Below are 12,802 nucleotides of genomic sequence, written 5' to 3'. Positions count from 1 at the left end.
ACCTCCGCCGCGAACGGAGCGATCTTCGCCTCGGCCAGCGAACGCACCGCCTCACGGAGCATCTCGTGCTCCTCGGAGATACGGAAGAGATCGAAGTCAGCCGCCCCTGCGCTGCCCGCCATGATGCCCGCCTCGTCCAGTGATCGACGTCAGTCCGGTGTTAACTACCGTTCAGTAGGGATCCTAGGGCTCCGACCTGTGACTGCCTAGCATCCCCCGCGTGCGGGCGATCTCGGCCGATCACGGCGGGGCGGATAGCATCAGGAGCACCCGTACAGGTCGAGTCCGCACAAAAGGGGAACCCGTGACCCTCCGCATCTCCGTGATCGGCACCGGCTACCTCGGCGCCACGCATGCGGCCGCGATGGCCGAGTTCGGCTTCGAGGTGCTGGGTCTGGACATCGACCCCGACAAGATCGCCACGCTGACCGCCGGGCGCGTCCCGATGTACGAGCCGGGGCTGTCCGAGCTGCTGCTCAAGCACGTCGCCGGGCACGAGGGCTCGACCGGCCGGCTGCGCTTCACCACCTCCGTCCAGGAGGCCGCGGAGTTCGGCGACGTGCACTTCGTCTGCGTCAACACGCCGCAGCGCAAGGGCGAGTTCGCCGCCGACATGTCGTACGTCGACACCGCGATCGACGGCCTCGCGCCGTACCTGACCCGCCCGGCCCTGGTGGTCGGCAAGTCCACCGTGCCGGTCGGCTCGGCGAGCCGGCTGGCCGAGCGGCTGGCCGCGCTGGCGCCGGTCGGCGCGGGCGCCGAACTCGCCTGGAACCCGGAGTTCCTGCGCGAGGGGTTCGCCGTCCAGGACACCCTGCGCCCGGACCGGATCGTGGTCGGCGCCCACAGCGAGCGCGCCGAGCGGCTGCTGCGCGAGGTGTACGCGGAGCCGATCTCCGCCGGGGTGCCGTTCATGGTCACCGACTTCGCGACCGCCGAGCTGGTGAAGGCCGCCGCCAACTCCTTCCTGGCCACCAAGATCTCCTTCATCAACGCGATGGCCGAGGTCTGCGAGGCGGCCGGTGCCGACGTCACCCAGCTCAGCACCGCACTCGCCTACGACGAGCGGATCGGCGGCAAGTTCCTCAACTCGGGCCTGGGCTTCGGCGGCGGCTGCCTGCCCAAGGACATCCGGGCGTTCATGGCCCGGGCGGGCGAACTCGGCGCCGACCAGGCGCTGACCTTCCTGCGCGAGGTCGACTCGATCAACATGCGCCGCCGCTCCCGGATGGTCGAGCTGGCCCGCGAGCAGTGCGGCGGCGGCTTCCTGGGCCGCCGGGTCGCCGTCCTCGGCGCCGCGTTCAAGCCCAACTCGGACGACATCCGCGACTCCCCCGCCCTCAACGTCGCCGCCCAGATCCAGCTCCAGGGCGCCCAGGTCACCGTCTACGACCCGAAGGCCGTCGACAACGCCCGCAAGATGTTCCCCTCCCTCACCTACGCCGGCTCCGCCCTGGAAGCCGCCGAGGGCGCCCACGTCGTCCTGCACCTCACCGAGTGGGCCGAGTTCCGCCGGCTGGACCCGGCCGAACTCGGCGCCGTGGTCGCCGAACGCCGCCTCCTCGACGGCCGCAACGTCCTCGACGCCGAAGCCTGGCGCTCCGCCGGCTGGACCTACCGCGCCCTCGGCCGCCCCAGCTGACACCCCGGGGGGGAATCCCCCACCGGGGTGCGTCGTTGGCACCGGCATGACGAGCTACGGCGACGACGCGACGGTCCGCGAGATCCTCACCGGCACCGGCGACACCTGGGCGGTGGTCGGCCTCTCTACCAACACCACCAGGGCCGCCTACGGCGTAGCCCGGGTCCTGCAGCGCTACGGCAAGCGGATCGTGCCCGTGCACCCGAAGGCCGAGACGGTCCTCGGCGAGCCCGGCTACGCCTCGCTCGCCGAAATCCCGTTCCGGGTCGACGTCGTGGACGTGTTCGTGAACAGCGCGCTGGCCGGCGAGATGGCCGACCAGGCGGTGGCGGCCGGGGCGCGGGCCGTCTGGTTCCAGCTCGGTGTCGTCGACGAGGCCGCGTACGAGCGGACCCGGGCCGCCGGGATCCCGATGGTCATGGACAAGTGCCCGGCCATCGAGATCCCGCTGCTCGGCTAGGAGCGGTCGCCGTCCAGCTGCGCGATGGTGGCGATGGACGGGCGGCGGCTCGTCCGCAGCCCGGCGGCGACCGACTCGGCGTCGCGCAGGACGCGGACGGCGTTGTGCCAGGTGAGCTTGGCGAGGTCGGCCTCGGACCAGTGGCGGCGCAGGAGTTCGGCGATCAGGTTGGGGTAGCCGGCCACCGAGTCCAGGCCGTCGGGCAGGAAGGCGGTGCCGTCGAAGTCGCCGCCGATGCCGATGTGGTCGATGCCGGCGACCTCGCGCATGTGGTCGAGGTGGTCGGCGACGGTGGCCGGGGTGGCGGTCGGGCGCGGGTTGGCGGCCGCGAAGGCGCGCTGGCGCTCCATCGCGGGCGGGGTGGTGTCGAGCGGGTGGAGGCCGTGGGCGCGCATGTTCTCGTCGGCGGCCAGGGTCCACTCGACGGCGGCGGGCAGGATGAACTTGGGCACGAAGGTGGCCATCGCCACACCGCCGTTGGCGGGCAGCTGGGCGAGCACGTCGTCCGGGATGTTGCGCGGGTGGTCGCAGACGGCGCGGGCGGAGGAGTGCGAGAAGACGACTGGCGCCTCGGTGACCCGCAGGGCGTCGCGCATGGTGTCGGCGGAGACGTGTGAGAGGTCGACGAGCATGCCGAGCCGGTTCATCTCCCGGACGACCTCCTCGCCGAAGCGGGTCAGCCCGCCGGCCACCGGCTTGTCGGTGGCGGAGTCGGCCCACGGGGTGTTGTCGTTGTGGGTCAGCGTCAGGTAGCGCACGCCGAGTTCGTGGAGGGCACGCAGGGTGGCGAGCGAGCAGTCGATGGAGTGACCGCCCTCGGCGCCCATCAGGGAGGCGATCCGGCCCTCGGCGCGGGCGGCCTCCATGTCGTCGGCGGTGCGGGCGAGCCGGAGCCGGTCGGGGTAGCGCTCGACCAGGGCGTGGACGAAGTCGATCTGCTCCAGGGTGGCACTGACCGCGTGGTCCCCGGCCAGCCGGGAGGGCACGTAGACGGACCAGAACTGCGCACCGACCCCGCCCTCCGCGAGGCGGTCGAGGTCGGTGTGCAGGCGGTCGCTCTGGTCGGCGGCGAGGTCGAGCGCGCCGAGGTCGTACCCGGCCTGCTCGCGCATCGCCCACGGGAGGTCGTTGTGGCCGTCCACCACGGGGGCGGTGCGCAGCAGGGCCCGGGCTCGTTCCAGCGGGGTGAGGGAGTCCAGCTCAGAAGTCATGCAAGCTGTTCTACCCGAACCGCCGGAGCGGGCGAAGGGCGAACGAACTACTTGCCGAAGCCGAAGGAGGTCGAGCCGGCCACCTTGGCCCGGAGCTTCTTGCCCTTCTCGGTGGCCTGGTTGTTCAGCTCGGTCTGGAACTCTGCCATCCGCTCGGTCAGTTCGGGGTCGAACGCGGCGAGCATCCGCACCGCGAGCAGGCCGGCGTTGCGCGCGCCGGCCACCGAGACGGTCGCCACCGGGACGCCGGCCGGCATCTGGACGATCGACAGCAGGCTGTCCATGCCGTCCAGGTAGCGCAGCGGCACCGGCACGCCGATGACGGGCAGCGGGGTGACGGAGGCGAGCATGCCCGGCAGGTGGGCGGCGCCGCCGGCGCCGGCGATGATGGCCTTCAGGCCGCGCCGGTGGGCGTTCTCGCCGTACGCGACCATCTCGCGGGGCATCCGGTGCGCCGAGACGACGTCGACCTCGTAGGGGATCTCGAACTCGTCGAGGGCCTGGGCGGCGGCCTCCATGACGGGCCAGTCGGAGTCCGAGCCCATGACGATGCCGACAAGAGGTGCAGTCATTCGGTGATCGTTCCTCGCAGGTAGGCGGCCGCGTGGCGGGCGCGCTCGCGGACGTCGTCGAGGTCGTCCCCGAAGACGTTGACGTGGCCGACCTTGCGGCCGGGCTTCACGTCCTTCCCGTACATGTGGATCCGCAGGCCGGGGTCGCGGGCCATGCAGTGCAGGAAGGCGTGGTACATGTCCGGGTAGTCGCCGCCCAGGACGTTGACCATCACGGTCCACTTGGCGCGCGGCCGGGGGTCGCCGAGCGGGAGGTCGAGGACGGCCCGCAGGTGGTTCTCGAACTGCGAGGTGACGGCGCCGTCCTGGGTCCAGTGCCCGGAGTTGTGCGGGCGCATGGCCAGTTCGTTGACGAGGATCCGGCCGTCCCGGGTCTGGAACAGTTCGACGGCGAGGTGACCGGTGATGCCGAGGTCACCGGCGATGCGCAGGGCCAACTGCTGGGCCTCGTCGGAGAGGGCGGGGTCGAGGTCCGGCGCGGGGGCGGTGACCTCGGCGCAGACGCCGTTCTCCTGGACGCTCTCCACCACCGGGTAGGCGACGGCCTGGCCGCTGGGCGAGCGGACGACGTTGGCGGCGAGCTCGCGGACGAAGTCGACCTTCTCCTCGGCGAGCACCGGGACGCCGGCCAGGAACGGCGCCTGTGCGTCCTCCTCGCCGTCGACGACCCAGACGCCCTTGCCGTCGTAGCCGCCGCGCACGGTCTTCAGCACGACCGGGTAGCCGGAGCCCTCGTTCGCGAAGGCGGTGACGTCGGCCGGGTCGGCGACGATCCGGTGCCGGGGGCAGGGCACGCCGATGGCGTCGAGCCTGGCCCGCATCACGCCCTTGTCCTGGGCGTTGACCAGCGCGTCCGGGCCGGGCCGGACGGCGATGCCGTCGGCTTCCAGGGCCCGCAGGTGCTCGGTGGGGACGTGCTCGTGGTCGAAGGTGATCACGTCGCAGCCGGCCGCGAAGCGGCGCAGCGTGTCGAGGTCGCGGTAGTCACCGAGGACGACGTCGGAGACCACCTGCGCGGCGGAGTCCTGGGGCGTGTCGGCGAGGAGTTTGAACCTGACCCCGAGCGGGATGCCCGCCTGGTGTGCCATGCGGGCCAGTTGCCCACCGCCGATCATGCCCACCACTGGAAAATTCACATTGCCCGGGGAAGTCACCCCGCCAGGATATCCGGGCCGGTCGGGGGCGGTGGAACCGCCGGAGCGGGCTGGGCGTCCCGGTCAACCCGGGAGCCGGGGGGCTGAGCCGTTCGGTGGAAGCGGGTAGCCTGGACGGCTAGGTCCTGGGATACGCAGTCCGATCATGTGCGTGCACGCAGGGCTCAAGGGGTGGACGCGTCCACGCGATCCGCTCTTCGTCCCGCAGGTACATGGAGGCAGCCCGGTATGGCGACGACCGCAGCTTCGAGCCCTTCGCTCGTGCAGAGAATGCGCGGGCTCAAGGGCGAAGTCGTGAAGTTCGGCATCGTCGGCCTGAGCGGCGTGGTGGTCAACTTCGCCGTGTTCTGGGTCTGCATCAACAGCATGGGCCTGGCCTCGCTGCGCTCCAACATCGTGGCGACGGTGATCGCGATCGCCACCAACTACCTCGGCTACCGCTACTGGCTGTACCGGGACCGCGACGCCGCCTCCCGCAAGCGGGAGATCACGCTGTTCCTGGTGTTCAGCGGCATCGGCATGCTGATCGAGACCGGCGTGCTCGGCTTCTTCAGGTACGTGCTGGGCATGGACTCGCACTACGAGCAGCTCGGCGCCAAGGTGATCGGCCTCGCGGTGGCCACCGTGTTCCGCTTCGTCTCGTACCGGACCTGGGTGTTCAAGGCGCTGCCCGAGCCGGCCGCGGAGCCGGTGCCGGCCGCCACCGGCCAGGAACTGGCGGCGCAGGCCGAGCTGATGCTGGCCGCCGAGCAGATCCGCTACGCCAAGGCCGAGTAGCCGGGCCCGGGATCGGGCAGCCGGCCGGAAGTCCCTCCCCCACCACCCCCTTGCCCGGCCCGCCTCCACCGGAGGACAGTGGTGACCGAGGACGGGCACGGCCGGCGGACGATCGAGGCCGAGGGGGGTCCAGGAGGCTCGCCATGGCGTTCGTCCAGATCATTGACTGCAAGACCGACAGGCTCGACGACCTCAACCGGCTCATGGACACCTGGGCCGAGCAGACCCGGGGCCGGCGGACGGCGGGCCACGCGATGGTCGCCACCGACCGCGCCGACACCACGCACGTGGTGGAGATCGTCGAGTTCGCCTCGTACGAGGAGGCGATGAGGAACTCCGGTCTGCCCGAGACGGACCGGATCTTCCGCGAGATGGTGGCGCTGTGCGACGCACCGCCGACCTTCACCGACCTCGACGTGATCCACGACGCCACGTTCGACAAGGCCACCGCGACCCGGGTGATCGAGGGGATCGCCAAGGGCGACCTCAACGTGATCGACGCGTGCATGGCCGCCGACTACCGCGACCACGACTACGGCAGCGGGGGCGACGCGGTCGGCATCCCGGCGTTCCGCGAGCGCTGCGCCGGCTACCTCGACGCCTTCGACTTCGACTTCGTGATCGAGAGCCAGATCGCCGAGGGCGACGAGGTCGCCGTCCGGTGGACCTGTCACGCCACGCAGACGGCCGACTTCCGGGGCATGCCGCCCACCGGCAGGTCCGCCGTGGGCCGCGGCACGACCACCTTCCGCTTCAAGGACGGGAAGATCACCGAGGGCTGGTGGCAGTGGGACGTCCTGGGCCTGATGCGCCGGCTCGGGATGGAGCTGCCGAGCCGCGCATGAGCCGGCCGGTGCCCTGAACCGGACGGTGCCTGAACCGACCGGTGCCCTGAACCGACCGGTGCCCGAATCGGACGGCGTCCGAGCCGGCCGACACGTCGGCCCCCGACATCTCGGCCCCCGACACCCGAGCGGCCTCAGTCCTCGTGGCTGCGGCCGAGGAAGAGCGCGAACACCGCCGGCTTCAGCGAGAGCAGTTCGAGCCGGCCGCCGTCCGCCTCCGCGAGGTCCCGGGCGACGGCCAGGCCGATGCCGGTGGAGTTGCGGCCGCTGACCGCGCGCTCGAACACCCGGTTCCCGAGGTCCGGCGGCACGCCGGCGCCCTGGTCCTGCACCTCGACCACCACCGAGGTGCCGGAGGGGCGCACCCGCAGGGTGATCGTCCCGGCGCCGTGCATCAGCGAGTTCTCGATCAGGGTGGCCAGCACCTGGGCGACGGTGCCCGGGGTGCCGACGGCGGTGATCCCGTGCAGGCCCTCCAGGGACAGCACCCGGCCGGTCTCGCGCAGCGACGGGCCCCACTCCTCCACCTGCTGCTTGATCACCTCGTCCAGGTCGAAGGCCACCGCGGTGGGGCTGCGCGGGTCGCGCTGGGTGGTGAGCAGCCGCTGGACGACGTCGGTGAGCCGCTCGACCTGCTGGAGGGCGATGGTCGCCTCCTCCTTGACGGTCTCCGGCTCCTCGGCGAGGGCGGTGATCTCCTCCAGCCGCATGGAGAGCGCGGTGAGCGGGGTGCGCAGCTGGTGCGAGGCGTCGGCGGCGAGCCGGCGTTCGGCGGTGAGCATCCGGGCGATCCGCTCGGCGCTGGTGTCCAGCACTTCGGCGACCCGGTCGAGTTCGGGCACCCCGTAGCGGCGGTCGCGGGGGCGCGGGTCGCCGGATCCGAGCCGCTCGGCGGTCTCGGCCAGGTCGGTGAGCGGCCGGGCGAGCCGTTTGGCCTGCCAGACGGCGAGCGCCACGGCGGCCTGGACGGCCAGCAGGGCGACCACTCCGAGCAGCAGCAGCATGTTGGCGATCTCGTGGTCGACGTCCGCGCGGGACTGCTCGACGGTGACGACCTCGCCGCTGTTGCCGCGTTCGACGGCCTTCAGCAGGTGGTCCCCGGCCGGGCGTTCGCCGCTGGAGACGACGTTCTGGCCGGGGATCTGCACCTCGACGTAGCTGCCCTCGGTGACCTGGTTGTCGAAGGCCCGGCCGGTGACCCCCTCGCCCGCGGCGAGCCGGTTCTCGACCAGGGCGAGCACCCGGACGGCCGCCGCGTCCACCCGGTCCTGGGCCGAGTTGACGATGGTGCGCTTCTCGACCAGGGCGAGCGGCACGCAGAACACCACGACCACCACCAGGACGACGCCCAGCAGCGAGTTGATCATCCGGCGTTTCACGCTGCCGCTCCCCGAGGTGTTCCGCTTCATCGACCGACACCCGGCCGCGATCTCCGTACGGGGCTAATTCTTCTCGAACCGGAACCCCACGCCGCGCACGGTGGCGATGTAGCGCGGGTTCGCCGCGTCGTCGCCGAGCTTCTTGCGGAGCCAGGAGATGTGCATGTCCAGCGTCTTGGTGGAGGTCCACCAGGTGGTGTCCCAGACCTGCCGCATGATCTCCTCGCGGGTGACCACCCGGCCGGCGTCCCGGACGAGGACGCGCAGCAGCTCGAACTCCTTGGCGGAGAGGGTGAGCTCCTCCTCGCCGAGCCAGGCGCGGTGGGACTCGATGTCGATCTTCACCCCGTGCGCGCCGGTGGTGAGCTGGTCGACGTTGCCGCGCCGGAGCAGGGCCCGGACGCGGGCGAGCAGTTCGGCCAGGCGGAAGGGCTTGGTGACGTAGTCGTCGGCACCGGCGTCGAGGCCCACCACGGTGTCCACCTCGTCCGCGCGGGCGGTGAGCACCAGGACGGGGCAGCTCTTGCCGTCGGCGCGCAGGCGGCGGCAGACCTCCAGGCCGTCCATCTCGGGCAGGCCGAGGTCGAGGACGACGAGGTCGACCTCCTCGGTCAGGCCGGCGGTCAGTGCGGTCGGACCGTCCTCGCGGACGAGCACCTCATAGCCCTCACGTCGCAGGGCTCGGGCGAGCGGTTCGGAGATCGCCGGATCGTCCTCGGCGAGCAGCACACAGGTCATGTGGTGATGGTAGTCCGCCGGGGTATGCCCGACTGCCTTGTGAGGTAGTTCACAGAGCGTGATCGTTACATGGGGGCCCCGGAGCGCTCAACACGCCGTTGCCGACCGCTCGTTCGGCGAAGAATCTCGCCCTCAGACTTTAAACCGAAGGAGAATTCGCCCGTCTACCATGGATAGACCTGGCAGATCTGTCGCAGACTTTGCCATTCCCATACCTGATTCATGGCTTTTGTCATCCGATAACGCTAAATATCGCCACGTAGAGTGGTTCCGTCCACGTCCGCTGCCACCCCCCTAGGCGGACGCTGTCAGGCAAGGAACCACTACTCATGGCGTCTACGACCCTGGAAGCCGGCCTCACGTCGGCCTCTCCCGGCGGCAAGACCTTCCTCGGCCACCCCCGAGGTCTCGCCACTCTCTTCATGAGCGAGATGTGGGAGCGCTTCAGCTACTACGGCATGCGCGCCCTGCTGGTGCTGTACATGACCGCCTCCCTCACGGACGGCGGGCTCGGCATGAAGACGGCGACCGCCGCCGCCGTGTACAGCGTCTACACGGCCATGGTCTACCTGCTGGCCCTTCCGGGCGGCTGGATCGCCGACCGTTTCCTCGGCGCCCGCAAGACCGTCGCGGTCGGCGGCACGATCATCATGATCGGCCACTTCCTGCTGGCCGTGCCGTTCAGCGGCTCGTTCTTCGCCGGCCTGGTCTTCATCGCGGTCGGCTCGGGCCTGCTCAAGGCCAACATCTCCACGATGGTCGGCCACCTCTACGACGGCCCGAACGACCCGCGCCGTGACGGCGGCTTCACGATCTTCTACATGGGGATCAACCTCGGCGCCTTCATAGCTCCGCTGGTCGTCGGCACCGTCGGCCAGAACGTCAACTGGCACCTCGGCTTCGCCCTGGCCGGCATCGGCATGGCCCTCGGCCTGTTCCAGTTCCTGCTGGGCACCCGCCACCTGAGCCCGAAGAGCAACGTCGTCACCTCGCCGATCGGCGCCGACGAGAAGCGGAAGATCTTCACCAAGGCCGGCATCTGGCTGGCCGCGGCGGCCGTCTTCTACGCGATCGTCGGGGCCACCGGCCACTTCACGATCAACTGGGCGATCTGGCCGCTGTCCATCGCCGGCCTGGCCATCCCGGTCTTCGTGTTCTCCAAGGTGAAGCGCGACAAGGACCTGGACGCCAACGAGCAGTCCAAGATGAGCGGCTACATCTGGTTCTTCGTCGCCGCCGCCGTGTTCTGGATGATCTACGACCAGTCCGGCTCGACGCTGAACATCTTCGCCCAGGACCACACCGCCTCGGCACTGTTCGGGATCGACTTCCCGTCCAGCTGGTTCCAGTCGCTCAACCCGCTGTACATCATGGCGCTGGCCCCGGTCTTCGCCTGGCTCTGGGTCTCGCTGGCCCGCCGGTCGAAGAACCCCAGCACCACCGTGAAGTTCGCCTTCGGTCTGCTGATGATCGGCGCCTCCTTCCTGGTCATGATGCTGGCGATGGCCGCCGCCTCGGGCGACGCCAAGGTCACCCCGCTGTGGCTGGCCATGGTCTACCTGATCCAGACCGTGGGCGAGCTCACCCTCTCCCCGGTCGGCCTGTCCGTCACCACCAAGCTGGCGCCCACCAAGTACGCCAGCCAGATGATGGGCGTCTGGTTCCTCGCCGTCACCGCGGGCGACTGCGTCGCCGCCATCTTCCAGCTGGTGCTGGGCGACAAGGTGGTCGGCAGCACCTGGTACTTCGCGGTCCAGGGCGCCATGGCGATCGTCGCCGGCGTCGCGCTGGCCATGTACCGCAAGCGGGTCGTCACCCTCATGGGCGACGTCCACTGACGCTCGCCTGATCCGGCCCGGGGCCGCCGTGGATTCCTGAGATCCGCGGCGGCCCCGGACGTTTTTCGCTGGACCGACCGATCCGGCTGTGCCTATGGTGCCCGGCATGACGACCGACTCCTTACCGCGCCGGCTCGCCCGCACCCGGCGGTTCACCCTCGGCGCCCCCGCCCGGCCGACCGTCACCGCCGACGGCGCCACCGTGCTGTTCCTGCGCAGCCGGGGCGGCACCGACCCGCTGGCCTGCCTCTGGGCCCTCGACACCGCGACCGGCGGGGAACGGCTGATCGCCGACCCGATCGCCCTCGGCGCCACCGCCGGCATCACCGGGTACGGCACCGACGCCGCCGGGCGGTACGCCGCCTTCGCGCTGGACGGCGCGCTGTGGCTCGCCGACACCACCGAGGGCACCGTCCGTTCCGTCCCCGTCCCCGATGCGCCGGAGGACCCGCGCCCCGACCCGACCGGCCGCCGGATCGCCTACGTCAGCGGCGGTGCCCTGCGGGTGGTCGGCGTCGACGGGACGGACGACCGGGCGCTCGCCGAGCCCGAGGCCGAGGACGTCGCGTACGGGCTCGCCGAGTACGTCGCCGCCGAGGAGATGTACCGCGACCGTGGCCACTGGTGGTCCCCCGACGGCACCGCGCTGCTCGTCGCCCGGGTCGACCACCGCCCGGTCACCCGGCTCTTCCTGGCCGACCCCACCGACCCGCAGTGCCCGCCGCGCGCGATCCGCTACCCGCTGGCGGGCACCGCCAACGCGGACGTCTCGCTCCACCTGGTCGGCCTCGACGGCGGCCGGACCGAGGTCCGCTGGGACCGCACCGCCTTCGAGTACCTCACCGCCGCCGGCTGGGACCGCCACGGCCCGTACGCCGCCGTGCAGAGCCGCGACCAGCGCACCGTCCGCACCCTGGCGATCGGCCCGGACGGCGCCACCCGGGTGCTCGCCGAACGGCAGGACGCGCACTGGGTCGAGCTGCTCCCCGGTCTGCCGGTGCGCACCGAGGCGGGCGCGCTGGTCGACACCGCCGATCTCGGCGACACCCGGCACCTGACCGTCGACGGCGAGCCCGTCACCCCGGCCGGGCTGCAGCTGCGGGAGGTGCTCGGCACGGAGGGTGAGCAGGTGCTGTTCACCGCCTCGGAGGAGCCCACCGAGACCCACCTCTGGCAGTACGGACCGGACGGCGGCCTGCGGAGGCTGAGCAGCGGCCCCGGCCTGCACACCGGCACCCGGTGCGGCGGCACGCTGGTGCTCACCACCCGGGCCCAGGGCCACCCCGCCGGCCGCAGCGCCGTCCTGCGGGAGGGCCGCTCGGCGCTCCCGCTCGCCTCGTACGCCGAGCCGCCCGGCCTCGCCGCGCGGCCCGAACTGCTCCGGCTGGGCCCGCGTGAGCTGCGCGCCGCGCTCTTCCTGCCGGACGGCCACCGCCCCGGCGACGGCCCGCTGCCCGTCCTGCTCGACCCGTACGGCGGGCCCGCGACGCAGAAGGCCACCATCGGCGGCCTGTGGTGGGACCACGTCTCGCAGTGGTTCGCCGACCAGGGCTTCGCGGTGCTCGTCGTGGACGGCCGTGGCACCCCCGGGCGCGGGCCGCGCTGGGACAAGACGATCCACGGCGACAAGGCCGGGCCCCCGCTGGCGGACCAGGTCGAGGGCCTGCACGAGACCGCCCGGCTGCGGCCCGGGCTGCTCGACCTCGACCGGGTCGGCATCCGCGGCTGGTCCTACGGGGGCTACCTCGCCGCCCTCGCCGTACTGCGCCGGCCGGACGTCTTCCACGCCGCCTCGGCCGGGGCCGCCCCCGTCGACTGGCGGTTCTACGACACCCACTGGCAGGAGCGCTTCCTCGGCCACCCCGACGAGCACCCCGAGCACTACGACGACGGCTCGCTCATCGCCGAGGCACCGAAGCTGAGCCGCCCGCTGCTGCTGATCCAGGGCCTCGCCGACGACAACGTCCACCCCGCCCACACCCTGCGGCTCTCCCACGCCCTTCTCGCGGCCGGCCGCCCCCACGAGGTGCTGCCGCTCCGGGCCACCGGCCATCGGCCGACCGACGAGGCAGTGGTGGAGAACCTGCTGTGGCACGAACTGGACTTCCTGCGGAGGTCGTTGGGCCGGACATGACCGAAGGCCCGCCCCGGTCGCACGACCGGGGCGGGCCTCCTGGCCGAATCCC

Annotated in this window: 11 protein-coding genes and 1 pseudogene; 6 read left to right on the top strand and 6 right to left on the bottom strand. The window is 71.6% G+C overall.

Annotated features, from left to right (window positions below; genetic code table 11):
- Positions 1-122: pseudogene (locus tag ACIOJE_RS32295) on the bottom strand (acyl-CoA dehydrogenase family protein); the annotation flags it as partial.
- A gap of 182 nt (positions 123-304) precedes the next feature.
- On the opposite strand from ACIOJE_RS32295, the gene ACIOJE_RS32290 reads away from it, so the two are divergent.
- Together ACIOJE_RS32290 and ACIOJE_RS32285 are read left to right on the top strand one after the other, a co-directional pair.
- On the top strand, positions 305-1,642 hold the full coding sequence (locus ACIOJE_RS32290; protein ID WP_280674849.1) for a UDP-glucose/GDP-mannose dehydrogenase family protein: 1,338 nt from the start codon (positions 305-307) through the stop codon (positions 1,640-1,642).
- 46 nt (positions 1,643-1,688) lie between these two features.
- A complete protein-coding gene (locus ACIOJE_RS32285) occupies positions 1,689-2,102 on the top strand; it encodes a CoA-binding protein (protein WP_400781130.1) in 414 nt (137 codons plus the stop codon).
- Here ACIOJE_RS32285 and ACIOJE_RS32280 read toward each other — a convergent pair.
- Genes ACIOJE_RS32280 through ACIOJE_RS32270 form a run of 3 tightly spaced genes read right to left on the bottom strand, consistent with a single transcriptional unit; the run spans position 2,099 to position 5,021 of the window.
- Positions 2,099-3,313 carry a dipeptidase gene (locus tag ACIOJE_RS32280; protein ID WP_400781128.1) on the bottom strand — a complete coding sequence of 405 codons (1,215 nt, stop codon included), beginning with the start codon at positions 3,311-3,313 and terminating at the stop codon, positions 2,099-2,101. The genes ACIOJE_RS32285 and ACIOJE_RS32280 overlap by 4 nt on opposite strands.
- Positions 3,314-3,360: 47 nt before the next feature.
- Positions 3,361-3,885 (bottom strand): 5-(carboxyamino)imidazole ribonucleotide mutase, encoded by a 525-nt coding sequence (gene purE, locus ACIOJE_RS32275; RefSeq protein ID WP_280674865.1) that lies wholly within the window; start codon positions 3,883-3,885, stop codon positions 3,361-3,363.
- The gene (locus ACIOJE_RS32270; protein WP_348534068.1) at positions 3,882-5,021 is read right to left on the bottom strand and encodes a 5-(carboxyamino)imidazole ribonucleotide synthase; all 1,140 of its coding nucleotides are present in this window, start codon (positions 5,019-5,021) and stop codon (positions 3,882-3,884) included. The genes purE and ACIOJE_RS32270 overlap by 4 nt, the downstream gene beginning before the upstream one ends.
- A 288-nt stretch (positions 5,022-5,309) precedes the next feature.
- Here ACIOJE_RS32270 and ACIOJE_RS32265 point away from each other — a divergent pair, with 288 nt between their 5' ends.
- Together ACIOJE_RS32265 and ACIOJE_RS32260 are read left to right on the top strand one after the other, a co-directional pair.
- Complete coding sequence (locus ACIOJE_RS32265) at positions 5,310-5,816, top strand: GtrA family protein (RefSeq protein ID WP_280675746.1); 507 nt, start codon at positions 5,310-5,312, stop codon at positions 5,814-5,816.
- Positions 5,817-5,959: 143 nt separating this feature from the next.
- Entirely contained in the window at positions 5,960-6,661 is a 702-nt protein-coding gene (locus tag ACIOJE_RS32260) for an ester cyclase (RefSeq protein WP_280674869.1), read from the top strand.
- A gap of 134 nt (positions 6,662-6,795) precedes the next feature.
- Here ACIOJE_RS32260 and ACIOJE_RS32255 read toward each other — a convergent pair whose 3' ends face one another.
- Entirely contained in the window at positions 6,796-8,040 is a 1,245-nt protein-coding gene (locus ACIOJE_RS32255; RefSeq protein ID WP_280675748.1) for an ATP-binding protein, read from the bottom strand.
- Between the two features lie 63 nt (positions 8,041-8,103).
- The gene (locus ACIOJE_RS32250) at positions 8,104-8,778 is read right to left on the bottom strand and encodes a response regulator transcription factor (RefSeq protein ID WP_280674871.1); all 675 of its coding nucleotides are present in this window, start codon (positions 8,776-8,778) and stop codon (positions 8,104-8,106) included.
- Between the two features lie 329 nt (positions 8,779-9,107).
- On the opposite strand from ACIOJE_RS32250, the gene ACIOJE_RS32245 reads away from it, so the two are divergent.
- Together ACIOJE_RS32245 and ACIOJE_RS32240 are read left to right on the top strand one after the other, a co-directional pair.
- Entirely contained in the window at positions 9,108-10,616 is a 1,509-nt protein-coding gene (locus tag ACIOJE_RS32245) for a peptide MFS transporter (RefSeq protein WP_400781125.1), read from the top strand.
- Positions 10,617-10,722: 106 nt separating this feature from the next.
- Positions 10,723-12,750: a prolyl oligopeptidase family serine peptidase gene (locus ACIOJE_RS32240; RefSeq protein ID WP_400781123.1), complete on the top strand. Its 2,028-nt coding sequence runs from the start codon at positions 10,723-10,725 to the stop codon at positions 12,748-12,750.
- Positions 12,751-12,802 lie beyond the last annotated feature (52 nt).

Origin of the sequence: Kitasatospora sp. NPDC087861 (assembly GCF_044742585.1) — a bacterium.
Lineage (GTDB): Bacteria > Actinomycetota > Actinomycetes > Streptomycetales > Streptomycetaceae > Kitasatospora.
This window is presented reverse-complemented; position numbering and strand designations above follow the sequence as displayed.

Coding starts and splice junctions, on each gene's coding strand:
- ACIOJE_RS32240 (WP_400781123.1), top strand. CDS start 10,723: ATGACGACCGACTCCTTACCGCGCCGGCTCGCCCGCACCCGGCGGTTC.
- ACIOJE_RS32250 (WP_280674871.1), bottom strand. CDS start 8,778: ATGACCTGTGTGCTGCTCGCCGAGGACGATCCGGCGATCTCCGAACCG.
- ACIOJE_RS32265 (WP_280675746.1), top strand. CDS start 5,310: ATGCGCGGGCTCAAGGGCGAAGTCGTGAAGTTCGGCATCGTCGGCCTG.
- ACIOJE_RS32260 (WP_280674869.1), top strand. CDS start 5,960: ATGGCGTTCGTCCAGATCATTGACTGCAAGACCGACAGGCTCGACGAC.
- purE (WP_280674865.1), bottom strand. CDS start 3,885: ATGACTGCACCTCTTGTCGGCATCGTCATGGGCTCGGACTCCGACTGG.
- ACIOJE_RS32285 (WP_400781130.1), top strand. CDS start 1,689: ATGACGAGCTACGGCGACGACGCGACGGTCCGCGAGATCCTCACCGGC.
- ACIOJE_RS32245 (WP_400781125.1), top strand. CDS start 9,108: ATGGCGTCTACGACCCTGGAAGCCGGCCTCACGTCGGCCTCTCCCGGC.
- ACIOJE_RS32280 (WP_400781128.1), bottom strand. CDS start 3,313: ATGACTTCTGAGCTGGACTCCCTCACCCCGCTGGAACGAGCCCGGGCC.